Annotated in this window: 30 protein-coding genes and 1 other RNA gene; 17 read left to right on the forward strand and 14 right to left on the reverse strand. The window is 55.2% G+C overall.

Translation table 11 applies throughout. The features are described 5' to 3' along the window. Positions 1 to 111: 111 nt before the first annotated feature. Complete coding sequence (gene mpl / locus CRO33_RS21430; protein WP_045832883.1) at positions 112 to 1,467, forward strand: UDP-N-acetylmuramate:L-alanyl-gamma-D-glutamyl-meso-diaminopimelate ligase; 1,356 nt, start codon at positions 112 to 114, stop codon at positions 1,465 to 1,467. Positions 1,468 to 1,578: 111 nt separating this feature from the next. Here mpl and yjgA read toward each other — a convergent pair whose 3' ends face one another. Then, the gene (yjgA, locus tag CRO33_RS21435) at positions 1,579 to 2,127 is read right to left on the reverse strand and encodes a ribosome biogenesis factor YjgA (protein ID WP_034829237.1); all 549 of its coding nucleotides are present in this window, start codon (positions 2,125 to 2,127) and stop codon (positions 1,579 to 1,581) included. Positions 2,128 to 2,243: 116 nt separating this feature from the next. Between yjgA and pmbA the strand changes: the two genes are divergently transcribed. The 11 genes from pmbA (at position 2,244) to CRO33_RS21490 (ending at position 11,964) form a co-directional block, all read left to right on the forward strand. Continuing rightward, positions 2,244 to 3,584 carry a metalloprotease PmbA gene (gene pmbA, locus CRO33_RS21440; protein WP_097119507.1) on the forward strand — a complete coding sequence of 447 codons (1,341 nt, stop codon included), beginning with the start codon at positions 2,244 to 2,246 and terminating at the stop codon, positions 3,582 to 3,584. Positions 3,585 to 3,778: 194 nt separating this feature from the next. Beyond that, complete coding sequence (cybC, locus tag CRO33_RS21445) at positions 3,779 to 4,165, forward strand: cytochrome b562 (RefSeq protein WP_038644492.1); 387 nt, start codon at positions 3,779 to 3,781, stop codon at positions 4,163 to 4,165. Positions 4,166 to 4,419: 254 nt separating this feature from the next. Further along, positions 4,420 to 4,758 (forward strand): glycine dehydrogenase, encoded by a 339-nt coding sequence (locus tag CRO33_RS21450; RefSeq protein WP_034829231.1) that lies wholly within the window; start codon positions 4,420 to 4,422, stop codon positions 4,756 to 4,758. Positions 4,759 to 4,775: 17 nt separating this feature from the next. Next, positions 4,776 to 5,132: an SFCGS family glycine-rich protein gene (locus CRO33_RS21455; protein ID WP_009087404.1), complete on the forward strand. Its 357-nt coding sequence runs from the start codon at positions 4,776 to 4,778 to the stop codon at positions 5,130 to 5,132. Positions 5,133 to 5,134: 2 nt separating this feature from the next. Beyond that, positions 5,135 to 5,434 (forward strand): DUF4312 family protein, encoded by a 300-nt coding sequence (locus CRO33_RS21460; protein ID WP_097119508.1) that lies wholly within the window; start codon positions 5,135 to 5,137, stop codon positions 5,432 to 5,434. 25 nt (positions 5,435 to 5,459) lie between these two features. Continuing rightward, complete coding sequence (locus tag CRO33_RS21465; protein WP_097119509.1) at positions 5,460 to 6,236, forward strand: DUF4311 domain-containing protein; 777 nt, start codon at positions 5,460 to 5,462, stop codon at positions 6,234 to 6,236. Positions 6,237 to 6,248: 12 nt separating this feature from the next. Continuing rightward, positions 6,249 to 6,896: a DUF4310 family protein gene (locus CRO33_RS21470; protein WP_034829224.1), complete on the forward strand. Its 648-nt coding sequence runs from the start codon at positions 6,249 to 6,251 to the stop codon at positions 6,894 to 6,896. Between the two features lie 160 nt (positions 6,897 to 7,056). Next, complete coding sequence (locus tag CRO33_RS21475; RefSeq protein ID WP_097119511.1) at positions 7,057 to 8,190, forward strand: amidohydrolase/deacetylase family metallohydrolase; 1,134 nt, start codon at positions 7,057 to 7,059, stop codon at positions 8,188 to 8,190. Next, positions 8,174 to 9,295: a DgaE family pyridoxal phosphate-dependent ammonia lyase gene (locus CRO33_RS21480; RefSeq protein ID WP_097119512.1), complete on the forward strand. Its 1,122-nt coding sequence runs from the start codon at positions 8,174 to 8,176 to the stop codon at positions 9,293 to 9,295. Before CRO33_RS21475 ends, CRO33_RS21480 begins: the two co-directional genes overlap by 17 nt. After that, positions 9,292 to 10,029, forward strand: coding sequence for a 2-dehydro-3-deoxy-phosphogluconate aldolase (gene dagF / locus CRO33_RS21485; RefSeq protein ID WP_097119514.1), 738 nt, complete (start codon positions 9,292 to 9,294; stop codon positions 10,027 to 10,029). The genes CRO33_RS21480 and dagF overlap by 4 nt, the downstream gene beginning before the upstream one ends. 24 nt (positions 10,030 to 10,053) lie before the next feature. Next, positions 10,054 to 11,964, forward strand: coding sequence for a BglG family transcription antiterminator (locus CRO33_RS21490; RefSeq protein ID WP_097119515.1), 1,911 nt, complete (start codon positions 10,054 to 10,056; stop codon positions 11,962 to 11,964). 127 nt (positions 11,965 to 12,091) lie between these two features. Here CRO33_RS21490 and CRO33_RS21495 read toward each other — a convergent pair whose 3' ends face one another. Next, positions 12,092 to 12,994 (reverse strand): LysR family transcriptional regulator, encoded by a 903-nt coding sequence (locus CRO33_RS21495; RefSeq protein ID WP_038644506.1) that lies wholly within the window; start codon positions 12,992 to 12,994, stop codon positions 12,092 to 12,094. A gap of 129 nt (positions 12,995 to 13,123) precedes the next feature. Here CRO33_RS21495 and CRO33_RS21500 point away from each other — a divergent pair, with 129 nt between their 5' ends. Beyond that, complete coding sequence (locus tag CRO33_RS21500; protein WP_097119517.1) at positions 13,124 to 13,825, forward strand: pirin family protein; 702 nt, start codon at positions 13,124 to 13,126, stop codon at positions 13,823 to 13,825. A 71-nt stretch (positions 13,826 to 13,896) separates the two neighbouring features. Here CRO33_RS21500 and dolP read toward each other — a convergent pair whose 3' ends face one another. The 4 genes from dolP to CRO33_RS21520 are packed head-to-tail and all read right to left on the reverse strand — an operon-like array spanning position 13,897 to position 17,514. Next, the gene (dolP, locus tag CRO33_RS21505; protein ID WP_034829213.1) at positions 13,897 to 14,469 is read right to left on the reverse strand and encodes a division/outer membrane stress-associated lipid-binding lipoprotein; all 573 of its coding nucleotides are present in this window, start codon (positions 14,467 to 14,469) and stop codon (positions 13,897 to 13,899) included. Positions 14,470 to 14,483: 14 nt separating this feature from the next. Beyond that, entirely contained in the window at positions 14,484 to 15,071 is a 588-nt protein-coding gene (diaA, locus tag CRO33_RS21510) for a DnaA initiator-associating protein DiaA (protein ID WP_034829211.1), read from the reverse strand. Positions 15,072 to 15,085: 14 nt separating this feature from the next. Continuing rightward, positions 15,086 to 15,481 carry a YraN family protein gene (locus CRO33_RS21515; RefSeq protein ID WP_097119518.1) on the reverse strand — a complete coding sequence of 132 codons (396 nt, stop codon included), beginning with the start codon at positions 15,479 to 15,481 and terminating at the stop codon, positions 15,086 to 15,088. Further along, on the reverse strand, positions 15,439 to 17,514 hold the full coding sequence (locus CRO33_RS21520) for a penicillin-binding protein activator (protein WP_097119519.1): 2,076 nt from the start codon (positions 17,512 to 17,514) through the stop codon (positions 15,439 to 15,441). Before CRO33_RS21520 ends, CRO33_RS21515 begins: the two co-directional genes overlap by 43 nt. A 62-nt stretch (positions 17,515 to 17,576) precedes the next feature. On the opposite strand from CRO33_RS21520, the gene rsmI reads away from it, so the two are divergent. The 4 genes from rsmI to mdtI all read left to right on the forward strand — a co-directional run bounded on the left by rsmI (position 17,577) and on the right by mdtI (position 20,222). Continuing rightward, the gene (gene rsmI / locus CRO33_RS21525) at positions 17,577 to 18,440 is read left to right on the forward strand and encodes a 16S rRNA (cytidine(1402)-2'-O)-methyltransferase (RefSeq protein WP_097119524.1); all 864 of its coding nucleotides are present in this window, start codon (positions 17,577 to 17,579) and stop codon (positions 18,438 to 18,440) included. Positions 18,441 to 18,473: 33 nt separating this feature from the next. Beyond that, positions 18,474 to 18,850: RNase P RNA component class A (gene rnpB / locus CRO33_RS21530), an RNA gene on the forward strand. Positions 18,851 to 19,555: 705 nt separating this feature from the next. Further along, entirely contained in the window at positions 19,556 to 19,906 is a 351-nt protein-coding gene (mdtJ, locus tag CRO33_RS21535) for a multidrug/spermidine efflux SMR transporter subunit MdtJ (RefSeq protein WP_034829204.1), read from the forward strand. Then, positions 19,893 to 20,222 (forward strand): multidrug/spermidine efflux SMR transporter subunit MdtI, encoded by a 330-nt coding sequence (mdtI, locus tag CRO33_RS21540; protein WP_097119526.1) that lies wholly within the window; start codon positions 19,893 to 19,895, stop codon positions 20,220 to 20,222. Before mdtJ ends, mdtI begins: the two co-directional genes overlap by 14 nt. Before the next feature lie 147 nt (positions 20,223 to 20,369). Here mdtI and CRO33_RS21545 read toward each other — a convergent pair whose 3' ends face one another. From CRO33_RS21545 to CRO33_RS21580, 8 genes are all read right to left on the reverse strand, one after another. Then, positions 20,370 to 21,344, reverse strand: coding sequence for a glutathione S-transferase family protein (locus tag CRO33_RS21545; RefSeq protein WP_097119528.1), 975 nt, complete (start codon positions 21,342 to 21,344; stop codon positions 20,370 to 20,372). An 80-nt stretch (positions 21,345 to 21,424) separates the two neighbouring features. Next, positions 21,425 to 21,835: a DoxX family protein gene (locus tag CRO33_RS21550; protein ID WP_034829198.1), complete on the reverse strand. Its 411-nt coding sequence runs from the start codon at positions 21,833 to 21,835 to the stop codon at positions 21,425 to 21,427. 206 nt (positions 21,836 to 22,041) lie between these two features. Next, complete coding sequence (locus CRO33_RS21555; RefSeq protein ID WP_038644523.1) at positions 22,042 to 22,326, reverse strand: YqjK-like family protein; 285 nt, start codon at positions 22,324 to 22,326, stop codon at positions 22,042 to 22,044. Further along, positions 22,323 to 22,718: a phage holin family protein gene (locus tag CRO33_RS21560; RefSeq protein ID WP_045814842.1), complete on the reverse strand. Its 396-nt coding sequence runs from the start codon at positions 22,716 to 22,718 to the stop codon at positions 22,323 to 22,325. Before CRO33_RS21560 ends, CRO33_RS21555 begins: the two co-directional genes overlap by 4 nt. A 1-nt stretch (position 22,719) precedes the next feature. After that, on the reverse strand, positions 22,720 to 23,025 hold the full coding sequence (locus tag CRO33_RS21565) for a DUF883 family protein (protein WP_034829194.1): 306 nt from the start codon (positions 23,023 to 23,025) through the stop codon (positions 22,720 to 22,722). 34 nt (positions 23,026 to 23,059) lie between these two features. After that, entirely contained in the window at positions 23,060 to 23,431 is a 372-nt protein-coding gene (locus CRO33_RS21570; protein WP_097119530.1) for a DUF1090 domain-containing protein, read from the reverse strand. A 172-nt stretch (positions 23,432 to 23,603) separates the two neighbouring features. Beyond that, positions 23,604 to 23,972, reverse strand: coding sequence for an EnvZ/OmpR regulon moderator MzrA (gene mzrA / locus CRO33_RS21575; RefSeq protein ID WP_097119531.1), 369 nt, complete (start codon positions 23,970 to 23,972; stop codon positions 23,604 to 23,606). Further along, complete coding sequence (locus CRO33_RS21580) at positions 23,969 to 24,646, reverse strand: DedA family protein (protein WP_034829190.1); 678 nt, start codon at positions 24,644 to 24,646, stop codon at positions 23,969 to 23,971. Before CRO33_RS21580 ends, mzrA begins: the two co-directional genes overlap by 4 nt. Positions 24,647 to 24,750 lie beyond the last annotated feature (104 nt).

The following is a 24,750-nucleotide window of genomic DNA, read 5'->3' on the forward strand; positions in this document are numbered from 1 at the left end:
TATGAGCGCAGTTTAGCCGATTGAACTTTAAAAACCATAGTCCTAATCCGTTTCTTCCCACTCTGCTCGGGGTTACACTGTGCGCCGAACTTTTGAGTAATGGATCTCTTTATGCGTATTCACATCCTTGGGATTTGTGGCACTTTCATGGGCGGACTGGCAATGCTGGCCCGTTCGCTAGGGCATGAAGTGACCGGCTCTGACGCCAATGTCTACCCGCCGATGAGCACCTTGCTGGAACAGCAAGGCATTGAATTGACAGAAGGTTATGATGCCAGTCAGCTCGATCCGCAGCCGGATCTGGTGATCATTGGCAACGCCATGACGCGCGGCAATCCGTGTGTGGAAGCGGTACTGGAACGTAACATTCCTTACCTCTCTGGCCCGCAGTGGCTGCATGATTTCGTGCTGCGTGACCGTTGGGTACTGGCCGTGGCCGGAACCCATGGCAAAACCACTACCGCAGGCATGGCAGCGTGGATTCTGGAGGCCTGTGGCCTTGAACCGGGCTTTATCATTGGTGGAGTGCCAGGAAACTTCGAGGTTTCGGCAAAATTAGGAAAAAGTCCATTCTTCGTGATTGAGGCGGATGAATACGACAGCGCGTTCTTCGACAAGCGTTCCAAATTTGTCCATTACTGCCCGCGCACGCTGATCCTTAACAATCTCGAATTCGATCACGCCGATATCTTTGATGACTTGCGCGCGATTCAGAAGCAGTTCCACCATCTGATTCGCATCGTGCCGGGCCAGGGCAAAATCCTGCTGCCGGAGCACGATAACAATCTTAAGCAAGTGATGGCGATGGGCTGCTGGAGCGAGCAGGAAACCGTCGGCGACAACGGCCACTGGCAGGCGAAAAAACTGACGCCGGACTCTTCGCACTGGGAGATCTGGCTGGACGGCGAGAAAGTCGGTGAAGTGAACTGGGCGCTGGTCGGCGAGCACAACATGCACAATGGCCTGATGGCGATTGCGGCCGCGCGTCACGTCGGGGTGAAACCGGTGGATGCCGGTGAAGCGTTGAGCAGCTTTATCAATGCGCGCCGTCGTCTTGAGCTGCGTGGTGAAGTGAATGCCATCAAAGTGTATGACGATTTTGCCCATCACCCCACCGCGATTCTGGCCACGCTGGCGGCGCTGCGCAGCAAAGTCGGTGGTACCGCGCGTATTCTGGCGGTACTGGAGCCGCGATCCAACACCATGAAGATGGGCGTGAGCAAAAACGAGCTGGCCCCGTCTCTGGGTCGCGCCGATAACGTGTTCCTGTTCCAGCCGCACCACATTCCATGGCAGGTGTCTGATGTCGCGGAAGCCTGCATCCAGCCGGCGAAGTGGAGCGCGGATATCGATACGCTGGTGGAAATGGTGGCAAAAGAAGCCCAGCCAGGTGATTCCATTCTGGTGATGAGTAACGGCGGGTTTGGTGGCATTCACCAGAAACTGCTGGAGAGATTGGGACGTTGATGGCGTGGCGACCCTTTAATCGGGGTTGCCACTGGGTTTGATGACGCTCTGTTATTTGCCCAAACTAAAAAGGGTCGCCCACTGGCGACCCTTTTTATGCACGCGGCAAACTTACGCCTCTGCCAGCTCGCGCAGATACTGGAAGATCTGACGGGTGGCTTTCGGTGGTTTGTTAGCGGCTTTCTCTTTCTGCGCATTACGGATCATGGTACGCAGCTGCTGGCGATCGGCCTGCGGATAGAGGTTAATCACTTCTGCGATCGCATCATCGCCTTTCTCGATCATGCGATCGCGCAGTTGCTCGAGTTTATGGAACAGCGCAACCTGTTGGTTATGGCGGTTCTTCAGCTTATCCAGTGCCTGACGAATCGGATCTTCATCGCGCGCGCGCAACATCTTACCGATCAGCTGCAACTGGCGGCGACGGCCTTCCTTTTTAATACGCTGTGCCAGCTCAATGGCGGCACGCAGATCATCGTCGAGTGGAATTTTGTCGAGGGAGTTTTTCCCCAGATCAACTAACTCGGCGCCCAGGCGTTTCAGCTCTTCGGCGTCGCGTTTAATTTCGCTTTTGCTGACCCAGATAATCTCTTCGTCTTCATCTTCTTCGTTTTGATTATCTGGCACATCGTCGAGCCAGTCATCGGGCTGCTTGGTCATCTCTTGGCTCCCTAAAAAAAAGAGGCTAATCCTACCAGTTTATCGGGCGACTGCGAAATTGTTCTCTGAGTCTGATAGACTCAATAAATTCATACTTAAGATTAGACGGCAGGTCGATGAACGTATCTACTCAGGTTGCAGAACAACGTAAAGTGTTAGAACAGGCTGTCGCGCAGGCGCTGGAACTGGCGAAAGCCAGCACCGATGGAGCAGAAGTCGCGGTGACCAAAACCACCGGCATCGGCGTCAGTACCCGCTATGGCGAAGTGGAAAACGTCGAATTCAACAGCGATGGTGCACTTGGCATCACCGTCTATCATCAGAACCGCAAAGGCAGTGCTTCTTCAACCGACCTCAGCCCGGATGCCATCAAACGTACCGTGCAGGCGGCGATCGACATTGCGCGTTATACCTCGGTTGATCCTTTTGGTGCCCCGGCCGATCCCGATCTGCTGGCATTTGAAGCGCCGGATCTCGATCTTTACCATCCGTGGGAGATCGATGCCGATCGCGCTATCGAATGGGCTGCACAGGCCGAACAGGCGTCGCTGCAGGCTGACAAGCGCATTACCAATACCGAAGGCGGCAGCTTCAACAGCCACGTCGGCATCAAAGTGTTCGGTAACAGCCACGGCATGTTGCAGAGCTACTGCTCCAGCCGCCATTCGCTCTCCAGCTGTGTGATTGCCGAGCAGGATGGCAACATGGAGCGCGATTACGCCTACACCATCGGCCGTTCCATTAACGATCTGCAAACTGCGGATTGGGTGGGACAAGAGTGCGCACGTCGCGTGTTGTCACGCCTGGCGCCGCGCAAACTGCCAACCATGAAAGCGCCGGTGATCTTCGCGCCGGAAGTGGCGACGGGTCTGTTTGGCCATCTGGTCGGCATGATCAGCGGCGGTAGCGTCTATCGCAAAGCGACCTTCCTGCTGGATTCACTCGGCAAACAGATTTTGCCTGAGTGGCTGACGATTGAAGAGAAGCCGCACCTGCTGAAAGGCCTGGCGTCTACGCCGTTCGACAGCGAAGGTGTCCGCACTCAGGCGCGTGACATCATCAAAAATGGCGTGCTGCAAAACTGGCTGCTGACCAGCTATTCGGCACGTAAGCTTGGCTTGCAGAGCACCGGTCATGCGGGCGGCATTCACAACTGGCGCATTGCGGGGCAGGGGCATAGCTTTGAAGATATGCTGAAGCAGATGGGCCGTGGTTTAGTGGTTACCGAAATGATGGGCTCCAGTGTCAGCGCCATGACCGGTGATTACTCACGCGGTGCATCAGGCTTCTGGGTTGAAAACGGTGAAATCCAATATCCTGTGAGCGAGATCACAATTGCGGGCAACCTCAAGGATATGTGGCTCAATATGGTAACGCTCGGTAACGACATTGAAACGCGCAGCAATATACAATGCGGTTCGGTGCTGCTGCCGGAGATGAAAATCGCCGGACAATAAAGACATCGCTTCATGAAAGCAGCCCGCAAGGCTGCTTTTTTTTTAGCCCGACAATGATACCCCTTAATAATTCGCGTGACAGAAAGGCGGCAAGTGAATGAATCCTCAGGACATTACATCAGTAAGTGACTAAGGTGAGTGAGCGTAGCCAACGTGTCTGGAACCTGAAATATGACGGGAAATAAGGAATATTTATGCGTAAGCATGTGATTGCAATGTTGTCTCTCTCGCTGTTGTTCTCCTCGGCTAGCGTATTCGCCGCTGACCTGAAGAGTGATATGGATACCCTGAAAGATGGCCTGAGCGTGGTGAAGAAAACCTCTGATGCTCAGGAAATGCAAACCGCGCTCGGCAAGATGCGCCAGGCGGCGGAGGATGCTAAAAAATCCACGCCGGAAAAACTGGAAGGTCAGGCTGCCGATAGCGCCCAGATTAAGGATTATCACGCCGGTCTCGATTCTCTGATTGCGCAGATTGATGTCGTTGATCAGTTGGCGAAAGCCAACAAGCTCGACGAAGCCAAAACTGAAGCGAAGAAGTTGGAAGATATTCGTAACGCCAACCATAAGAAATTCCGCTGATAACCCGGCCAGCCCTGTGGCTGGCCTTATCTCCTCTCGCATTCCCTCCGTTTAAACGCATCGATTTCCGGCATAACCCGCATTTTTGTGACCTGTTTCGCACACTTCATGCGTAGTGCGATCTGGCGCACACACGCCCGTGGGATTTCCACTTTGAGGTGGAAAAGATGCGTCTCCACAGCCTGAAGCGGAAAGCGTAATTTCTTTCTAACGCGAATTATCTCTAATTATCCGCAGTAAACAGGAGTAGCAAGGTGAGGAGTGAAGCTGTCCCGCTGAAACCGAGTACGCCAGAAGCCATTCAGGCGTTGGCGGATAACACGTTGAAGCAGATTGCGGCGATCTACGCCGCGCACCACATCGAAGCCAATGCCGTGCAGCAGCAAATGCTGGCCTCGCATGTACGGGCGATGGCAGCGCGTTCCCTCACGGGAGAAGCCTTGCCGGAAGTGGAAGCCGAACTGTTTGAAGATATCTCGCCAGAAACCATGGCGCTGGCACAGCAGGTGGTCGATCTGTTTGGCAATCTGCCCAAAGAAGAAGCCTGGTTGTTATCGGTGCATATCGAAGTGGCGAAATCCAACGAAGCATAAATCGAGAGGAATTGAACATGGTAACAGTCGTGATTGGTGATCGTCTGGGTAAAGGTCAGAAAGTCGCAGCCGGTATTGAGAAAGCAGGCGGCCGTGCCGTGGTGGTGCCGGGCGTCGCAGCGGATATGAAGCTGGGCGATGTGATGAAAGCGGAAAACGCCGATTTCGGCATCTCCTTCTGCGGCAGCGGCGGCGCGGGTGCCATCACTGCACAGAACAAATATGGCTACAAAGCCAAACACGGTATGCGTTCGATTGATGAAGGCGTGACCGCCATCAACGAAGGCGCCACCGTACTGGGCTTTGGCTTTATGGATAAAGAAGAGCTGGGTGAACGTCTGGTGCAGGCCTGGAATAAAAAACACGGCAGCTAAGCATGAAACAGCAATACGAGACGCAGATAACGGTGCAGGGCAAAGGCGACAGCAAAGCGAAAGCCTTTTCCGATGCACTGAGCAAGGTGCAGCAGCAAGTGCTGCGCACCAGCCAAAAGATTCTGTTGCGCATTGAACCCATAGATGTGCGGGTGCTGCGCGCGCAGGAGAGCGTACGCACAGAGAAGTTCTTGTTCTTCTTTCTGGCGCGCGAACGACGGAATTACAGCGTCGAGCTGGAGATTACCGTCAGCGTCACCGTGATCGACACCGACAAGGTGGATTTCATCGCGACGAAATAAAAACGACAACAAAGGGTACAACAACATGTTTTTAATCATTTTGTTTAAGTCGTTGATCATTGGTGGATTGGTTGGCGTTGGAGTAGGAGCGGGCGCAGCGCGCATGTTCCACGCACCGACCACCCAGGGTATGGGCGCGTTTCGTACCTTGGGTGAACTCAATTCCTGTGAAGGCGATCCTGCATCGCACTTTTCCTTTGGTCTTGGCTTCTTCTTTAACGCCTGGGCATCGTCTGTGGCGGCAGGCTCCTTCACACAGGACGTTGACCACCGCATTCTGCCCAACTGGGGCGCGGCTGCGTTGATGGTGAAAAATCGTAACGTCGCGGAAACCCTGCACAACCCGAAACGCATGGCGATTGCCTGCGGCATCATCGGCATGATCGTGGTGGCGTTCCTTAACAGTACCGCTTCTGCGGTGCCTGCAGCGTTGCAGGTTACGGCGGTTAAAGTACTGGTGCCGGCGGCCAACCTGTTGGTCAACACCGTGATGCCGGTGATCTTCTGGCTGGCAGCGATTGATGCCGGTAAGAAATCCGGTTTCTGGGCGACCATCTTTGGTGGTCTGGCGCAGTTGATCATGGGCAATGCCGTACCGGGTCTGGTGCTGGGTATCCTGATTGGTAAAGGCGTGGAAGAGAGCGGCTGGAACAAAGTCACCAAAGTGATGATGTTCGCGATTGTGCTGCTGTTCGCTCTGAGTGGCTTCTTCCGTGGCTTCGACATGAAACTGCTGCAATCCTTCCAGCTGGGTGTCCCAGGCTGGCTGGACATGATTCACAACAGCCTGAGCGGCAAATAAGGAGCCTCGAGCATGAACGAGACTGAAAACAAAGGGTTCTGGTATGCCGACTGGTCGTTCCCGATCTTTGTTGGCCTGCTGTCCGCCGGGGTGTTTGCCGGTACGCACATGTACTACCTGTACGGCATCGGTGCATTTAACGAAGTGGCGTTTGTTTCGATGCTGCGTTCCGGCATGGAAACCGGCGTGTATGGCGCCGTGGCGGCGTTTGGTGCCAGCTTCCTGTTTGCCCGCATCATCGAGGGTTCGCTGGTCGGGATTCTGGATATCGGCGGTGCGATTCAAACCGGTGTCGGGCTGGGTGTTCCGGCCTTGCTGCTCGGTGCAGGTATTGTGTTCCCGGTGGCGAACTTTGCCGCATCACTGGCAACGGGTCTGGTGGTGGGTTTAGCGATCGGTTATCTGATTATCCTGGCGCGTAAGTTCACCATCAATCAGAGCGATTCCACCTACGGTGCGGACGTGATGATGGGCGCAGGTAATGCATCGGGTCGCTTCCTTGGGCCGTTGATCATCCTGTCTGCGATGGCCGCGTCGATTCCGATTGGCATCGGTTCGCTGGTGGGTGCGTTGTTGTTTTATCTGTGGAACAAACCGATCACCGGTGGCGCGATTTTAGGTGCCATGGCGTTAGGCGCAATGTTCCCGGTTTCGCTGTAAAGCTGTTTCCGATTTAACGGTCGCCCTTCACGGCGACCCTACGATTGAACAGTGCATTCTGTGTGGAGGCGCATTGATGACCCCACACAGATGTGATGCAAATTCCGTAGGGTGCGTATTGATGCGCACCGGGCTGAATGCAGGTTGTTAAGGAGTAAATATGTTTGATCTGATTCTGCGCCGCGCGCGTTTGTGCGACGAACAGCTGGTGGATATCGCCATCCAGCACGGCAAGATTGCTGCGGTCGGCGATGTCAACGGTTCAGCTCAGCAGGAGCGCGATTTAGAGGGGCGCTATTACGTCAGCGCCGGCTGGATCGACAGCCACGTGCACTGCTATCCCAAATCCCCGATTTATCACGATGAAGCCGATGCGATTGGGATGGCGCAGGGCGTCACTACCGTGATTGATGCAGGCAGCACCGGCGCGGATCATATCGACGATTTCTATCAGCTCACCCGTTCCGCCACCACCGAAGTGCGCGCGCTGATCAACATTTCACGTACCGGCATCATCACCCAGAATGAGCTGACCGATATGACGCAGATCGACGGTGATGCGGTGGTGCAGGCGGTGAAACGTCGCCCGGACTTTATCGTGGGATTAAAAGCGCGCATGAGCAGCAGCGTGGTGGGTGAAAATGGCATTCAGCCGCTGATTCGCGCCAAAGCCATTCAACAGGCGGCGGGAAATCTGCCGCTGATGGTGCACATCGGCAACAACCCGCCGGTGCTGGAAGAGATCGCCGATTTGCTCACCTCCGGTGACATCATCACTCACTGCTTCAACGGCAAACCCAACCGCATTCTGTCGCCGCAGGGCGAACTGAAAGCCGCGGTGAAAAATGCCATCGCGCGCGGCGTGAAGCTGGATATCGGTCACGGCAGCGCCAGCTTCAGCTTTGAAGTGGCCCGTCAGGCCATCGCGCAGGGTATTCTGCCCGACACCATTAGCTCGGACATTTACTGTCGCAACCGCATCAACGGCCCGGTACACAGCCTGGCGCATGTGATGTCGAAATTCTTCAGCATTGGCATGACGCTGCCGCAGGTTATCGACTGCGTCACCGGTAATGCCGCGGCTGGCCTGCGCTTAGCGGGCAAAGGGCGCTTAACCGAAGGTTATGACGCCGACCTGACCATTTTTACCGTCAAAGAGGAAGCCCGCCCGTTCGTTGATGCTGAAGGCGAACGGGTTTTGGGTGAGCAACATTTGCTGCCGCTGGCCGTGGTTATCGCGGGTAAGTGGCATCTGACTGATGAAGGGAAAGCTAATCATGTCTTCGATTTATGAAAAATATGACCTGAAACAGGTCATCAATGCCTCCGGTCGTATGACCATTCTTGGTGTTTCAACGCCTTCTGCCGATGTGGTCGAGACCGTCAGCTACGGTTTGAATCACTATTTCGAGATCAAAGATCTGGTCAATAAAACTGGCGCGTATATCGCTAAACTGCTGGATGTCGAGAGCGCGGTGGTGGTCTCCTGCGCCTCTGCGGGCATCGCACAGAGCGTGGCGGCGGTGATCGTTAAAGATAACGACTGGCTGCTGGACAACCTGCATGCCGCGCCGCTGACCGTGCCGCACGATATCGTGGTGCCGAAAGGCCATAACGTGAACTTCGGTGCGCCGGTGGGTGCGATGGTGGCGCTGGGCGGCGGACGTCTGGTGGAAGCCGGCTACAGCAACGAATGTTCGCCAGAACAGCTGGCTGCGGCCATCACGCCAACCACGGCGGCGCTGCTTTACATCAAATCACACCACTGCGTGCAGAAGAGCCACCTGAGTGTGGAGCAGGCGGCGGTAGTCGCGCGTAAACACGGTATCCCGTTAATCGTGGATGCGGCGGCAGAAGAAGATCTGCAGTGCTACTACCAGATGGGCGCGGACCTGGTGATCTACAGCGGTGCCAAGGCGATTGAAGGGCCGACCAGCGGTCTGGTGATTGGCCGCACCCAGTACGTTGAGTGGGTAAAACGTCAAAGTAACGGTATTGGCCGCGCGATGAAAGTCGGTAAAGAGGGCATTCTTGGTCTGACGCAGGCGATTGAAAACTATCTGGTGCAGCCGAAAACCACCGGCGCTGAGATGGTAGCCAACATGACGCCGTTTATCGATAACCTCAACACAATCAATGGTGTGTCTGCACGCGTGGTATGGGATGCGGCGGGCCGCGATATCGCCCGTGCCGAGATCAAGTTCGATGAAGCTGTCACTCAATGGCCAACCGGTGAGCTGGTGCAGGCACTGAAAACCGGCGACATCGCCATCTACTTCCGTGGCTACAAAGCCAACGAAGGCATTATCGAAGCGGATGTGCGCAGCGTCAGCACCGATCAGCTGCATATTATCTTTAGCCGTATCCAGGCGTTACTCAGTGGAGGAAAACGCGCATGAGTCTGAACCCGAATTTCTATCAGGGCCGTCTGTGCCTCAACGTGCTGGCCGGTTCTAAGCAGAACGCCAAAGAGATCTGGCAGGCCGCAGAAGGCCACGTGCTGGTGGGCGTCTTATCAAAAAATTACGCGAGCAATGAAGAAGCGATTGCCGATATGCGTGAGTACGCGGCACTGATCGACAACGCGCTGTCCGTCGGACTGGGCGCGGGCGATCCGAATCAGTCGGCGATGGTGAGTGAGATCTCAGCGGTGCTGCAACCGCAGCACGTGAACCAGGTGTTTACCGGTGTGGCGACCAGCCGCGCGCTGCTCGGGCAGCATCACACCGTGGTCAACGGTTTGATTTCACCAACCGGCACGCCGGGCCTGGTGAAAATTTCCACCGGACCGCGCAGCTCGCAACTGGAAGATGCGATTGTGCCGATCGACAGCGCTATCGCCATGCTGCAGGACATGGGGGGCAGTTCGGTGAAATACTTCCCGATGGGCGGCTTAAAAGCGGTGAATGAGTACCGTGCCGTTGCTGAAGCCTGTGCGCGTCACGACTTCTGGCTGGAACCGACCGGCGGCATCGATCTCAATAACTTCGAAGCCATTGTGCAGATTGCACTCGATGCGGGCGTCAGCAAAGTGATTCCACACGTCTATAGTTCGATCATCGACAGTGCCACTGGCGACACGCGCATTGACGATGTGCGTCAGCTTCTGGCAACGTGCAAGAAACTGCTGTAACAAACGAGTCACAGGTGAAGCTCCGTGAGATTTCCCAATCAGCGTCTGGCCCAACTTTTCGCTGCGCTGCAAAATGAAACGCTGCCACAGGATGAACTGGCGCGCCGCTTTTCAGTTTCAACGCGCACGGTGCGCACCGATATCACCGCGCTGAATGCGCTGCTGGAGCAGCACGGCGCACAGTTCGTACTGGCGCGCGGCGCGGGATATCAGCTGAAGATCGACGATGTGGCGCTTTTTGACCGTCTGCAGGAAGAGAGCGCCGCGCCGCTGCGCGTGCCGCGCACTTCTCAGGATCGCGTACGCTATTTGCTCACGCGTTTTCTCACCGCCGCCTATTCACTCAAGCTTGAAGACCTGTCGGAAGAGTGGTTTGTCAGCCGTGCCACCCTGCAAAGCGACATGGCGGAGGTGCGGGAATGGCTTGGCCGCTATCATCTGAATATCGAAACCAAGCCGCATTACGGCATGAAGTTGTTCGGCAGCGAAGCGGCGATCCGCACCTGCCTGACGGATTTGCTGTGGCAAATTGATCAGGAGATGCCCGACAGCCCGCTGTTGACGGTGGAAGCGCTGCACAGCGGCATCCTGGCACAGCTGGAACCGCTGTTGCAGCACTGCTTTAATCAGTATGCGATTCGCCTGAGCGATGAGGGCGAGCGCTATCTGCAAATTTACTGTGCGGTGGCGGTGCGACGCATCAGCGAAGGTTTCCCGCTCAACGATCCCGGCGCAGAAGATGTCGGTGATGAGGTGCGCGAAGCCGCGCATCATCTGGTGAATCTGATGCAGCCGCTGGTCGGCAAACCGATCTCGCAGGCGGAAGAGAACTGGCTGCGCGTCAATATCGCCGCCCGGCAGATTCAGGCGCTGTCGCCCAGCACCATTAATGCTGATGACGCCGATGCGTTAGTCGATTACCTGCTGAACTACATCAACACCCATTACAACTACCGCTTGCAGCAGGATGAGCAGTTGCGGGCCGATCTGCTCACCCATATCAAAACTATGATTACCCGGGTGCGCTACCAGATTCACATCCCCAACCCGCTGCTGAGTAACATCAAACAGCACTATCCGATGGCGTATGACGTGACGCTGGCGGCGGTCACCAGCTGGGGAAAGTACACGCCGTACAGCATCAGCGAGAACGAAATCGGTTTTCTGGTGCTGCACATCGGTGTCGGGCTAGAGCGGCATTACGATGTCGGCTATCAACGCCATCCGCAGGTGCTGCTGGTGTGCGACAGCGGCAACTCCACACTGCGCATGATTGAAGCGCTGCTGCTGCGTAAATACCCGCAGTTGGTGGTCACGGCGCGTTTGTCGCAGCGTGATTACGAGATGCGCGAACACATTGACGAAGATTTCGTGATTTCCACCGTGCGTTTGAGTGAGAAGAATAAACCGATTGCGGTGATGTCGCCGTTCCCGACCGAGTTCCAGCTGGAGCAGTTGGGTAAGCTGGTGCTGGTGGATCGCACACGGCCTTACATGCTGGAAAAATACTTCGATGCACAGCACTTTATGGTGCTGGATAAGCCGATGACGCAATCCGCGCTGTTCCGCGTGTTGTGCGATCAGCTGGAGTCAGAAGGCTGTGTGGATGCTGACTTTTATCCCTCCGTCGAAGAGCGAGAAGCGATTGTCAGCACCCTGCTCGGCGAAGGCATTGCGCTGCCACACTCACTGGGATTGCTGGCGAAGAAAACCGTGGTGTATACCGTGCTGGCGCCGCATGGCGTGAGCTGGGGTGATGAAACCGCTTCGGTGATTTTCCTGCTGGCGATCAGTAAAAGCGAATACGAAGAGGCGATGGCGATTTACGATCTGTTCGTCACCTTCCTGCGGGAGAGGGCGATGACCCGATTGCGCGATTGCGCGGATTTCGTCAGCTTTAAAGCGGTGGCGATCGATTGTCTGAGCCGGATGTGATGGTAAACCAGGGTCGGATGAAGCCAGCACTACAACGTCCGGCACGCATCCCGGCTCATGATGTTTGCGATGAATATCCCGCTACACTGTTGGGATAGAGTCAGTATTTATGCCGGCCTGGTCTTAATCAGCTACGCTGCTTCGCCAGCAACCGCGGGATTTCACGCAGGCACCACGCTTTGGCTTCACCCATGCTATCGCGACGCCATGCCATAATGATATCCACCTCACGGGTGTATTCGGCACTCACCACACGCAGACGGCCTTCGGCGATATCCTGTTCCACCATCGGATAAGGCATGGTGGCGACACCCAATCCTGCCAGCAGCGCTCGGCGTTTATCGTCCATGCTACTCACCGTCAGGCGTTGCTGTTTATCCAGCAGCTGCACCGTTAACACCGGGCGTTCGCGCGCGGTATCCGCCACCGCGATGCCGCGATACTTCACGCGCGTCACTTCAGACAGCGGCTCGGCTTCCTGATGAATCGGGTGATCCGGACTGGCCACGTAGACGCTCATAATGCTGTAGAGCTTACGGGTGTTGATCTCGGTTGATGCACGGAAATGCATATCAGGCGCTATCACGATGTCCGCGCGGCCCTGTTCAAGACGCTCCCAGGCACCGGCCAGCACTTCCGTCACCAGCGAAATCTGCGTGTTGGCTTTCTCAGCCAGCTTTTCAACGACAGGAAACAGCAGATTGGTGGGGATCAGTGCTTCGGCCACAATGGTTAGATGGGTTTCCCAACCGCGAGCCAGCGCTTCGGCATCGGTGGTGAGTTTATCGGCCGCTTCCAGCAGCACGCGCCCACGCTCCAGTAGCATACGCCCGACATTGGTGAACTTGGTGCGATGGCCGGAGCGGTCAAACAGCACCACGTCCAGCTCTTCTTCCAGTTTCTGCATGGTATAGCTCAATGCAGAGGGAACGCGGCCCAGTTCATCGGCTGCCGCAGCAAAGCTACCACGACGGTCGATAGCATCCATCACACGTAAAGCTTCGAGGGTTAACGCGCGGTCTTTTGCCATGCCGGTTCTCTGTCAGTAAATTTGAATATGCCAGGCAGATTAACTGGCTAACAATCCGGCGTCCAGCCTTTTACCATTAACGTATAAAGCCTGTGGTCGAATCTCACCGCAGTGCGTCGGAGGTAAATCATGATGACAACCCGCTGCGCGTCAGCATGTGGCCAGGCCGATTTCGGTTGGTTGCAGGCGCGATACAGCTTCTCTTTTGGCCACTATTTTGACCCGAAATTAATGGGCTACGCCTCATTGCGTGTGCTTAATCAGGAAGTGCTGGCACCCGGTGCGGCGTTCCAGCCACGCAGCTGTCCGCAGGTGGATGTGCTGAACCTGGTGTTGCAGGGCGAAGCAGAATACCGCGACAGCGAAGGTAACCACCTGGTCGCGCGGGAAGGCGAGGCCATGCTGCTGTCGGCACGTCAGGGTGTGAACTACAGCGAAATCAACATCAGCAAAGATCACCCGCTAACACGCATGCAGCTGTGGCTGGCGGCCTGCCCGGATCGAGAGAATCCGCTGCTGCAGAAAATCGCTGTGCCGCAGCAGACCCGTTTCTTGCTGGCCTCGCCAGACGGCGTGGATGGCAGCCTGCAACTGCGTCAGCAAGTTTGGGTCCATCAGGTGATACTCGCACCCGGTGAGCAGCATATGGTGAAACTGAACGGCCCTCGTGCCTATCTGCAATCTATCCACGGTTCGTTGGATCTGCAGGCAAGTAGCGCCAATCAGGAGTTACTGAGCTGCGGTGACGGCGCGTTCTTGAGTGAAGAACAGCAGATTACGTTGCAGGCGAAAACGCCGCTACGTGCTCTCGTCATCGATTTACCGGCATAAAAAAAGGCAGCCCGCTGAGGCTGCCCTTGTCTGTGGTCGGGGCGCAGCTGACTGCGCCCGTCAGATGCAGATTACTTCAGGATGGTGAACGCGGTCGTTACGTGTTTCACACCGCTTACACGACTGGCCACATCGGCCGCCGCAGTGGCTTCCTGTTGTGTCACCAGACCGAGCAGGAACACTTCACCGTTTTCCGTGGTCACTTTCACGTTCGATGATTTCACCTGATCGCTACCCAGCAGCTGTGAGCGGATTTTGGTGGTGATCCAGGTATCGGATGATGAGGTTCCGAGGCTCACTTTTTGGCCAGTGCGGATTTCGTTATACACCTCGGTGGCACCATCCACGCCCATGGCAATCTGCTTGGCGCGGCTCGCCAAATCAGCCGATGGCGATTGACCGGTCAGCAGCACTTTGCCCTGATAAGCGGTGACCACGACGCGCGCCTGGTTTTTGATTTGTTCATCTTTAGCCAGTGCGTTACTGACACGCAGTTCCAGCGTACCATCATCCACTTGCGTACCGACGGTGCGCGGGTCCGTTGCGGTTTTGGTCGCCACAGCGGCGCCGCCTGCCACAACGGCAACACAGCCTTGCAGCATCATGGCGGTTAAAAGAATGGCGACAGCGTTCAATGCTTTCATTTGAGCTCCTTCAGTCATTCCTGGTGTGGGAACAAAGTGTTATCAATCAAATCACACAGGCAGTTCAGCGTCAGCATATGCATCTCCTGAATGCGTGCGCTGCGATGTGACGGAATGCGAATTTCCACATCGTGCGGACCCAACAGGCCAGCCAGCTCACCGCCATCATGGCCGGTCAACGCGACGATAGTCATATCGCGAGTCACCGCAGCTTCAACCGCTTTAACAATATCGCGGGTGTTGCCACGGGTTGAAATAGCCAGCAGCACATCACCGGCCTGACCAAGCGCGCGAACCTGCTTGGCATAAACTTCATCGTGGAGACGATCGTTGCCGATCGCCGTCAGCATGACATTGTCGGCGCTCAGTGCCAGCGCAGGCAGGCTCGGGCGCTCGGTCTCAAAACGGTTAATCATACTGGCGGCAAAATGCTGAGCATTGGCCGATGAAGCACCGTTACCACAACTCAGGATTTTGTTACCGTTCAGCAGCGACTGCACCAGCGTCATAGCGGCGCGAGAAATCGCATCCGGCAGTGCCTCCGCAGCGGCGATTTGAGTCTGAATACTTTCGGTAAAACACGCTTTAATTCTGTCCTGCACAAGACCACCTGGTTCTATCCATCGGCATTAAAGGCATCGGGCAGCCATTCCAGCTCACGCCCGGTAATGGCAATGATGTCAAAACGGCAATTCACCGTATCAAAACTGCCGCCGCGTGCCAGCAACCACCATGCAGCGGTACGCAGCAGCTTTTGTTGTTTCTGGCGCGTCACGCTGGCGGCGGCACCGCCGTAGCGCGCATCGCGTCGATAGCGCACTTCGACAAACACCCAGCAATCGGCGTCTCGCATAATGAGATCAATTTCCCCACTGCGGCAACGCACGTTGCTGGCAACCCATCGCAGCCCGGCGCGCTCCAGATAGCCACGCGCCTGCTGCTCCTGCTCAGCGCCAATGCGCTGGCGGTTTACTGCACTGGAACGATTTGTCCCTGACGATACTGGTTCCATGCCAACTTCCTGTTGATCACGCAATCCGTGTCGGCGCTCAGTTTGCCAGTGTTGCCATCAATGGCAAAACCAGGCACCTGGCGCATCTGGTTAAAGTGATTCGCCAGCGTCCAGGCATCAATGCCCATCGCGTAGAGGCGAACCAGCGAATAATCGTTGTTAAACGACTTCGCCGCCTGCTGCATCAGACCCGTATTGTTACCGGAGAGCAGCGGAATATCACTGAACTGCAGGCCATCCATTTCCAGACGGAAGTCTGGACCGGCACCCGCCTGCGCACTGCGTGAGCTTGCATACAGTGCGATGTTGTTGCGGCTGCTGGTGCGCATTGCAATCATCGGCTTGATCAGTTGCAGCTCGTCCTGGCTGGCCACGATGTACACTGCATCCACACTGCCGCCGCTGGCATCGGTCGTTGGCGCTGGCGGGGTGGTTTGCGGCGCTGGAATGGTCAGGCCCGCAACAGCCACGGCGGCAGACTGCGGCTGTTCAACCGTCAGCGGCGTGCCACTCAATGCGATACCCGCTCCGCTATTAATACCTTGTTTCAGCTCAGAAACGCCACCGAAACGCTGTTGCAGTACGGTGGAACCGCCAAGTTTCTGCCACTCCTGTGCGAACGCCTTGCTGACGCGATCGCCATAGCTGCTACGCGGTACCAGCAGTAATGGCTGGCGTTTGCCTTGCTCGTAGATATGGTGCGCGGCATCGCGCGCTTCGTCTTCAGGAGAAAGCGCAAAATAACAAATATTCGGATGGTTCTGGATCTGTTCTGGCTCGTTCAGCGCCAGCACGTTGAGTGGCGTCTGGCTGTTCACCACCGATTCCACGTCGTTTTTCAGCAGTGGACCCACCACGATAGTCGCGCCATCCTGCTGCGCCTGCTGCATCACCTGGGCAATCGGCTGGCTGCTGGTGTCATAAACTTTAACCTGAGCGTTGCTGTCCGGCTGAGCCGCCGTAGTCGCCGGTTGTGCTGCGGGCTGCGGCTGTTCGGTCTGTGGCGGCATATTACCTGCCATGGCCGGGCTGACAACTGCGTTAGCGGCAGCGTTAGCATCGGCAGGCTGTTGTGCGTTCGCGTCGCCAGGCTGTTGTGCTGACGGCTGGCCATTGGCATCGGTTGCCGCAGTAGCAGCAGGGGCGGGTTGCGGGGCTGGTGCAGTTAACACGCCATTTTTGGCATCGTTAAAACCTTTCTGAATCGCATTGGCAAAAACCTGTGCCTGGCCATTCAGCGGCAGCAGTAGCGCGATGGTGCTGGTCGAGGCTTTGGTGAAGTTTTGCACCTGGCTAAGCTGAGTTGGTAATGTTTTCGCACCCGGGTTTTGCGGATAACGTGTCTGCCAGTCTTTGATCGCCGCTTTCAGCATCTGCGGATCCTGGCTGTTGGTATGCCAGGTGTTGAGCAGATCCAGCCAGCCTTGCAGGGTGTTCTCATTGGCGTTAATCACCAGGCTGTTCAGCTGATCCTGCGTCATTTGCGTCAGAGCTTGCCAGGTGGCGTCAATATTGCTCTGGTGGTCGGCGCCTTGCAGCAACGGCTCCTGAGCAATATAGGCGCGTAAGAGCGCGAGTGAAGGGCGATTTTGCGCCGCAGCGATTTGCAGTGCGTAGTAGCGCACCTGCTGATCCTGAGACAGGCCATCAGTCTTCACCTGACCCAGCGTCTGCTGAGCGCCGCCGAAATCCTGCTGACCAATCTGCATCTGCGCGCGCAGTAATTGCAGCTCCTGCTGCTGCACTGCAGAGAGTTGCTGTGGCAGTTGCGAGATCTGATCGTTAGCCTGCGGATACTTTCCTTCCTTCAACAGGGCACGGATGGCAAGTAATTGCCAGTCGGTCTTGCTATCATCGCTGCTTTGCTGCACCTGCTGCAGATAATAGTCAGACCGGCCAGTAGCAGGCCCCTGAATATTGACGTTGGAGGTTTGCTGCGGTCCCTGGCCGCTACAGGCGGCTAAAATCAGTCCAGCGAGAAGAACAGGTACAAAGCGTCCTGCTTTATGACGTACGACTTTTGAAGGAAGCATACTGTATCCAGTGATGTTTTTTTCTAGATGCTCAATATTAAATCGGCAATTCGGATGAAACAATGAAACAACTCGATCGGGCAGAGATTTCTGCCAGCACGCTCTATATCGTTCCTACCCCGATCGGTAACCTGGGTGATATCACGCAGCGTGCGCTGACGGTGCTTGCGAGCGTCGATCTGGTCGCAGCGGAAGATACACGTCATACCGGGCTGTTGCTACAACATTTCGCCATCAATGCGCGACTGTTCGCACTTCACGACCACAACGAACAACAGAAAGCAGAAGTGTTGTTAGCCAAGCTGCAAGAAGGCCAGAGCATAGCGCTGGTCTCTGATGCGGGCACGCCGTTAATCAACGATCCGGGCTATCATCTGGTGCGTTGCTGCCGTGAAGCAGGTGTGCGCGTGGTTCCGTTGCCGGGTGCCTGCGCGGCGATTACAGCATTAAGCGCGGCGGGGTTACCGTCAGATCGTTTCTGTTACGAAGGATTTCTGCCCGCCAAGAGCAAAGGCCGCTGCGATGTGCTGCGCTCCCTTGAGAATGAGCCACGTACCCTCATTTTTTATGAATCTACTCACCGTTTGATCGATAGCCTGCAAGATATGGTGAGCGTATGGGGTGCCGATCGCTATGTGGTGCTGGCGCGTGAAATCACCAAAACCTGGGAAACCATCCAGGGCGCGCCGGTGGGCGAACTGCTGGCCTGGGTACTGGAAGACGAAAACCGTCGCAAAGGCGAGATGGTGCTGATTGTTGAAGGGCACAAGGCCGATGAAGAAGCGCTGCCTGCCGAAGCGTTGCGAACCCTGGCGTTGCTGCAAACTGAGCTGCCGCTGAAAAAAGCCGCTGCGTTAACGGCGGAAATTCATGGCGTTAAGAAGAACGCCCTGTATAAGTACGCGCTGGAGCAGCAAGAGGCGTGACAAACGCGGGCGGATCGCCTATTATCCCGCGCCGAAGCTGACCAGACAGTCGCCGCTTTGTCGTCGTCCCTTTCGGGGGAGACGGGCAGAGGGGAGGAAAGTCCGGGCTCCATAGGGCAGGGTGCCAGGTAACGCCTGGGGGGCGCAAGCCTACGACCAGTGCAACAGAGAGCAAACCGCCGATGGCCCAGTAATGGGATCAGGTAAGGGTGAAAGGGTGCGGTAAGAGCGCACCGCGCGGCTGGCAACAGTTCGTGGCACGGTAAACTCCACCCGGAGCAAGGCCAAATAGGGGTTCACAAGGTACGGCCCGTACTGAACCCGGGTAGGCTGCTTGAGCCAGTGAGCGATTGCTGGCCTAGATGAATGACTGTCCACGACAGAACCCGGCTTATCGGTCAGTTTCGACTTTTTCATGTGAAAACCCCGCTCCGGCGGGGTTTTTGCTATCTGGCGTACGGCGCAAGATGAATGACTGTCCACTCCACTCTTTATGAAAAGAACGCGGCTTATCAGTCAGTTTCGACTTTTTCATGTGAAAACCCCGCTTCGGCGGGGTTTTTGCTATCTGGCGTACGGCGGCAAGATGAATGACTGTCCACTCCACTCTCTATGAAAAGAACGCGGCTTATCGGTCAGTTTCGACTTTTTCATGTGAAAAACCCGCCTCGGCGGATTTTTTGCTATCTGGCGTACGGCGGCAAGATGAATGACTGTCCACTCCACTCTCTATGAAAAGAACGCGGCATAACAATAATTAAAATAAATTCTCGTTCGCAGAGAATAAAAAATGCCAAAGCGTAAAGAAATGAAAATCCCGCATAACAAAATAAACCTTATGCCAGAATAGGCGCGTGTTTCACTACCGAGGACAATTATTCATCCACATCGACGAAAAGCAACAACGTGGATAAGTTGTAAAATTATGGACAAAATATTCGCCCCAATGATGGCTATTTCTACTGACCTTCCTGCACTCTTCCACTGCTCGATCTGCGACCAGCACTGGCGCTTCGCGCTTTAGCGCCACACTCTCCTTATTTAAAAATATTCTTAAAATTTCACATGCGTTTATTTCGCGTGATAGTTCTTTATTTCTCTTAAGGAGAGAAAGTATGCGCTATTGGCTTTTATTGGTTTTAGCTATCCTGGCTGAAATAACCGGCACGCTCTCTATGAAATGGGCCAGCGTCAATGACGACAACGCGGGTTTTATTTTTATGCTGGTGATGATTGCGCTCTCTTATATTTTCCTGTCTTTCGCCGTAAAACGTATCGCTTTAGGCGTGGCCTATGCGATGTGGGAAGGTATCGGCATTCTGTTTATCACCCTGTTCAGCGTCACGCTGTTCGATGAACCCTTATCGCTGATGAAGGTGGCGGGCTTAATCACGCTGGTGGCGGGAATTGCGCTAATCAAATCTGGCACGCTGACACGCAAGGAGCTGCAACATGGCCACGTTTAATGCGGCGCACGTTACCTGGCTTGCACTGGCGATTGGGCTGGAGATCGTCGCGAATATCTTTCTCAAATACTCCGATGGTTTCCGCCGTGTCATTTACGGCCTGCTCTCACTGGTCGCGGTGCTGGGGGCATTCAGTGCGTTGTCACAAGCGGTGAAAGGGATCGATCTCTCAGTGGCTTATGCACTGTGGGGTGGTTTTGGTCTGGTGGCAACGGTAGCGGCTGGTTGGGTACTGTTTGGTCAACGTCTGAATCGCATCGGCTGGTTAGGGGTGGGATTGCTGATTGCGGGGATGGTGCTGATTAAGTTTGCTTAAAAGGGGGCACATCGGCCTGACACTTAGCGGCTAACGCGCATGAAGAAATGGAGTGTCAGGCGGTTCACCTCGTATTCCACCTTTTAAAACCTGCACAACACACTCCTTAAAAAAGGAGTGTGTTGAACGCAATGATCCCCACTAACCTCAACCGCGGCCGTGTGGCTCATCCCAGTCAAACGCCGGGCCCAGCGAAATTACGCCGCTCGGGTTGATGGTCTTGTGGCTACAGTAATAGTGATGGCGAATATGCGGCAGATTCACTGTATCGGCGATGCCCGGCATCTGGTAGATATCACGCAGAAAGCCGCTCAAATTGCGGTAATCACTGATGCGGTGACGGTCGCACTTGAAATGCGTGACATACACCGGGTCGAAGCGGACTAAGGTGGTCCATAAACGCAAATCCGCTTCCGTCAGGCGATCGCCAGCCAGATAGCGATGCTGGCCGAGGATCTGCTCAAGTCGCGCCAGCGAATGGAACAGCGCGGTGACTGATTCATCATAGGCCGCCTGCGAGGTCGCGAATCCGCTCTTATACACGCCATTGTTCACCGTGTCGTAAATCCAACCGTTCAGCTCATCGATCTTATCGCGCAACGTCGGCGGATAATAATCTCCGGCGCGGGCACCTTGTGCATCGAAGGCCGTGTTGAGCATACGGATGATATCAGCCGATTCATTGCTGACGATGGTGTGCTGAGTTTTATCCCACAGCACCGGAACGGTCACGCGGCCTGTATATTGCGGGTCGGCGTGCAGGTAGAGCTGATAGAGGAATTCGTTTTGATACAGAGAGTCGCCGGTTGCGTCCGGGAAATCGTCGTCGAAGGTCCAGCCGTTTTCCAGCATCAATGGATGCACCACTGAGACGGAAATCATCTCTTCCAGCCCTTTAAGCTGGCGCATCAGCAGCGTGCGGTGTGCCCACGGACAGGCAAGAGAAACATAAAGATGATAGCGATCGCGCTCGGCAGCGAAACCCGCCTTGCCGGTGGGGCCAGCACTGCCATCTGCGGTGATCCAGTTGCGCCAGACTGCTTCTGTGCGTTTGAAGCGGCCACCGGTTGACTTCGTATCGTACCAGGTGTCATGCCATACACCGTCAATCAGTTGTCCCATAAGCCCTCCATAAAGAAAAAGGGCGGGGAAAATCCCCGCCCCTGCAAATCAGTATATGTGTTCTGGCAGCGCTTGTGTGCTTAGCGTGCGGCTGCTGGTGCGAAACGAGCACGAATCAGACGGTCGATGCTGTATGCACCCGGACCTACCAGACCCAGCACCAGGAAACCACCGGCGATGGACAGGTTTTTCATGAACATCAGCTGGTTAACGCCTTCAGCAAAGTTGCTGTGGAACAGGAACGCAGTCAGCAGAGTGAAGCCCGCAGTGAACAGTGCGGTGAAACGCGTCAGGAAACCGAACAGAATTGCCAGACCGCCGCCGAACTCCAGCAGAATAACCAGCGGCAATAAGAAGCCCGGGACGCCCATCGCCTGCATGTATTGCGCGGTACCGGCATAACCGGTGATTTTGCCCCAGCCCGCAGTGATGAACAGAATGGTCATTAATACACGTGCCAGCAGCAGGCCTGAGTCTTCGAATTTTTTCATCATTTACTCCAACAAGAATTAAGAAGCAGGTTGTTGGCCTGCAAGGTTTTGATCCCGCTGAATCGCAGGTCGCAATTCGTTGGGCTGATGGAGGTAGATGATAGTCGCAGGTTGCAACAGTTGTAAGCGAGTTAAACTGTCAATGTTGTTCAGGGATTTTGATAAAGAAAAACCGGATTTTTTATATCCGGTTTCAAATGAAGACGTTAGCGAGGTTCGAGCGTGGATTTGATCATGCGCCAGGTACTCCAAAGCCCAAAACCGCGTTTTGCCCAACGCAAAATACGGTTAGGACTGCGGATTGACCAGATAGCCAGTGCGCTGCTGCCAATCGCCAGATAGCGGCGTAAGCTGAGAAACGTTAGCCAGCCGCGATCGTAGTGAGCGGTGCCATCCAGCCAGTCACGGCGTGCAGCACTGAGATCCAATCGCTGCTGCTGAACCTGATTCAACAGTTCATGAATGCGTGCTTCACGTTCACGACGGCTCATGAGCGATGCTCCTCCAGCAAGCTACGATCGGTTTCCAGCTCCTTGCGGGTATGACGCAGCAACGTTGACTGGCGTGACTTATATAGCGTCCACACACCAAAGATCAACGCCAGCGCAAACAGTACGGCGGTAGTAATGGCAATCGCCATCAGCCGATACTGCGCATCTACCGCCCAGATGATCAGCACCATCAGGCTCATTAAACCAAAAGCGGTAAACAGCATCGTCAGTCCAACCATCATCAGCATTTGAATCAGATTGGCTTTCTCCTCCTCTAGCTCAACAATCGCCAGACGGACGCGCGTTTCCACCATACTCACTAAGGTAGTGACGACGCGCTGACCGATGTTGAAGACCCCTTTGCCTGGGCCGTGGCTCTGACTATCGCTCATATCAACGACGTGAGATCAGGATGCCGATCAGTACACCGACAGCTGCACCGATGCCTACGCCGTGCCACGGATTATCGCGCACATACTCGTCGGCCTTCTCTGCCGCTTCACGCGTGGATTGCGCGATGCGCTCACCGGAATCGCCCAGGCGCTCACGCGAACTTTCAATCGCGCCGCGCGCTTTGCTGCGCAGTTTGTCCAGCTCGGTTTTCGATTTATCCGCCGAGCTGCTCAGTACTTCTTCCAGGGTGTCAGCAAGGTTTTTCAGTTCCGCACGCAGATGTTCAGATGTGGTGTCTTTAGACATGAAGTTCTCCATTACATCATTTATTTAAGTCCGATTAGTAAGGCTCAGCTTCAAGCTTTTTCAGCTCGTGCTGTGCCTCTTCCAGCTTACGTTCGCGCTTCTCAATCTTATCTTTGTCGCCATCCTGACGCTCTTCCTTCAACTCACGCTCACGTTCCGCAATTTTGTGTTTTTGCTCTGCAATGCGTTCGCTGTGGGCTGACTTCAGTCTTTCATCAGTACAATTCGCACGTACTTCAGTGAGCGCGCGCTCCAGCCCGGTCACACGGCGCTGGTTATCGTGCTGTTTAGCCATGTCGATTTCACGCTGAATATCGTGTTCTTTCTGCTGACACAGCGTTTCAGCTGCCATCAGAGATCCCGAGAGAGAGAACAGAATAGCACCCAGCAGTAATTGATGTTTCATCAGGTTTTACCTTCCATTGTTGATGACCTGCCGCAAACCGGGCAGGAGAAGCGTCCCAGCTTGTCTTAACTCGCGCTACCTTTAAGCATAGACAGCAGACGAAAAAATTCAACGAAGACGCGGGGATAGCGAGGATTGATTCACCGTCTGGCTTGTCATCAGACGGTGGAAATCAGCTATAAGTTGGGCGGTTACTGTCAGGTACTTGCTGCGAAGCCTGCGGTCCGCTTGCAACGACAAAGCCCTGTGGTAGCAAGCGTTTCAGCACTTTTTGGGCGGCAAGGCTTTGTTCTTCATTTTCGAAATGAATCAGCAGCGCATCGCCCGCAGGTGTAATGCTTTTGATACGCACACCTTGCGCACTCAGCTGCTGATACAGATAAAAGCCATCCGGCAAATTGGTGCCATTGTGTGCGACGCGAATCTGTACCACGGTATCGTGCTGCAACATCGAAGGTACAAAGATCACCGCCAGCAGCGCCAGCGCAGCGCCAAGTGCCCAGGGCACGAAGCGCCTTGCGAATCCACGGAATCTGATCATGGCTGTGAATTCCCGTTGCGTGAAGACTGACGTTTACGCCACAGCACCACCAGAGAGCCCACCAGACCAATCACCAGCAATACCAGCGGTAACAGCATCAGGCAGAACATCAGTTCATCTTCATAGCGGCGGAAAATCGGCGTTTTACCCAGCGCGAAGCCCAGTACCGTCAGAATCAGCACCCACAGGAAGCCGCTCATCCAGTTGAAGAACTGAAAGCGTGCATTACTCAGGCCAGAAAGCCCCGCTATGGTCGGCAGCAGGGTGCGCACAAAGGCAATGAACCGACCGATCAGCAAGGCCGAAAGACCATGGCGATGGAATAAGCTGTGCGCGCGTTGATGATATTGCGCCGGAAGGTGCGAGAGCCACTTCTGTACCGTTGGCGTATTCCCTAGCCATCGGCCCTGAATGTAACTTACCCAACAGCCCAGACTGGCGCCGGTGGTCAAAATCAGGATGGTCAGCGGGAAACCCATGGTGCCTTTGGCAATCAAAACACCGACTAAAATCAATAGACTATCGCCGGGCAGAAACGCGGCGGGTAGCAGGCCATTCTCGAGAAACAGGATCAAGAACAGCACGCCATAAATGGCCCAAACCAGTGTCGGGTCGGAGAGCATTTCGTAATCCTGCTGCCACAAGGCATGCAGCAATGCTTTCAAAATATCCATCAATCATTCCTGAACATCATTGTTAAACGTGCCCGTAAGGGGCTGAGGCGCAGGCTGGCTTGGTTATACATTTTTGGTATGCAGCCGTTGCGGGATTTCCGGAT

It is taken from the genome of Pantoea sp. GL120224-02, assembly GCF_900215395.1.
Classification (GTDB): Bacteria; Pseudomonadota; Gammaproteobacteria; order Enterobacterales; family Enterobacteriaceae; genus Pantoea; species Pantoea communis.

Coding starts and splice junctions, on each gene's coding strand:
- mpl (WP_045832883.1), top strand. CDS start 112: ATGCGTATTCACATCCTTGGGATTTGTGGCACTTTCATGGGCGGACTG.
- yjgA (WP_034829237.1), bottom strand. CDS start 2,127: ATGACCAAGCAGCCCGATGACTGGCTCGACGATGTGCCAGATAATCAA.
- pmbA (WP_097119507.1), top strand. CDS start 2,244: ATGAACGTATCTACTCAGGTTGCAGAACAACGTAAAGTGTTAGAACAG.
- cybC (WP_038644492.1), top strand. CDS start 3,779: ATGCGTAAGCATGTGATTGCAATGTTGTCTCTCTCGCTGTTGTTCTCC.
- CRO33_RS21455 (WP_009087404.1), top strand. CDS start 4,776: ATGGTAACAGTCGTGATTGGTGATCGTCTGGGTAAAGGTCAGAAAGTC.
- CRO33_RS21460 (WP_097119508.1), top strand. CDS start 5,135: ATGAAACAGCAATACGAGACGCAGATAACGGTGCAGGGCAAAGGCGAC.
- CRO33_RS21465 (WP_097119509.1), top strand. CDS start 5,460: ATGTTTTTAATCATTTTGTTTAAGTCGTTGATCATTGGTGGATTGGTT.
- CRO33_RS21470 (WP_034829224.1), top strand. CDS start 6,249: ATGAACGAGACTGAAAACAAAGGGTTCTGGTATGCCGACTGGTCGTTC.
- CRO33_RS21475 (WP_097119511.1), top strand. CDS start 7,057: ATGTTTGATCTGATTCTGCGCCGCGCGCGTTTGTGCGACGAACAGCTG.
- CRO33_RS21480 (WP_097119512.1), top strand. CDS start 8,174: ATGTCTTCGATTTATGAAAAATATGACCTGAAACAGGTCATCAATGCC.
- dagF (WP_097119514.1), top strand. CDS start 9,292: ATGAGTCTGAACCCGAATTTCTATCAGGGCCGTCTGTGCCTCAACGTG.
- CRO33_RS21495 (WP_038644506.1), bottom strand. CDS start 12,994: ATGGCAAAAGACCGCGCGTTAACCCTCGAAGCTTTACGTGTGATGGAT.
- CRO33_RS21500 (WP_097119517.1), top strand. CDS start 13,124: ATGATGACAACCCGCTGCGCGTCAGCATGTGGCCAGGCCGATTTCGGT.
- dolP (WP_034829213.1), bottom strand. CDS start 14,469: ATGAAAGCATTGAACGCTGTCGCCATTCTTTTAACCGCCATGATGCTG.
- CRO33_RS21515 (WP_097119518.1), bottom strand. CDS start 15,481: ATGGAACCAGTATCGTCAGGGACAAATCGTTCCAGTGCAGTAAACCGC.
- CRO33_RS21520 (WP_097119519.1), bottom strand. CDS start 17,514: ATGCTTCCTTCAAAAGTCGTACGTCATAAAGCAGGACGCTTTGTACCT.
- rsmI (WP_097119524.1), top strand. CDS start 17,577: ATGAAACAACTCGATCGGGCAGAGATTTCTGCCAGCACGCTCTATATC.
- mdtJ (WP_034829204.1), top strand. CDS start 19,556: ATGCGCTATTGGCTTTTATTGGTTTTAGCTATCCTGGCTGAAATAACC.
- mdtI (WP_097119526.1), top strand. CDS start 19,893: ATGGCCACGTTTAATGCGGCGCACGTTACCTGGCTTGCACTGGCGATT.
- CRO33_RS21545 (WP_097119528.1), bottom strand. CDS start 21,344: ATGGGACAACTGATTGACGGTGTATGGCATGACACCTGGTACGATACG.
- CRO33_RS21550 (WP_034829198.1), bottom strand. CDS start 21,835: ATGAAAAAATTCGAAGACTCAGGCCTGCTGCTGGCACGTGTATTAATG.
- CRO33_RS21555 (WP_038644523.1), bottom strand. CDS start 22,326: ATGAGCCGTCGTGAACGTGAAGCACGCATTCATGAACTGTTGAATCAG.
- CRO33_RS21560 (WP_045814842.1), bottom strand. CDS start 22,718: ATGAGCGATAGTCAGAGCCACGGCCCAGGCAAAGGGGTCTTCAACATC.
- CRO33_RS21565 (WP_034829194.1), bottom strand. CDS start 23,025: ATGTCTAAAGACACCACATCTGAACATCTGCGTGCGGAACTGAAAAAC.
- CRO33_RS21570 (WP_097119530.1), bottom strand. CDS start 23,431: ATGAAACATCAATTACTGCTGGGTGCTATTCTGTTCTCTCTCTCGGGA.
- mzrA (WP_097119531.1), bottom strand. CDS start 23,972: ATGATCAGATTCCGTGGATTCGCAAGGCGCTTCGTGCCCTGGGCACTT.
- CRO33_RS21580 (WP_034829190.1), bottom strand. CDS start 24,646: ATGGATATTTTGAAAGCATTGCTGCATGCCTTGTGGCAGCAGGATTAC.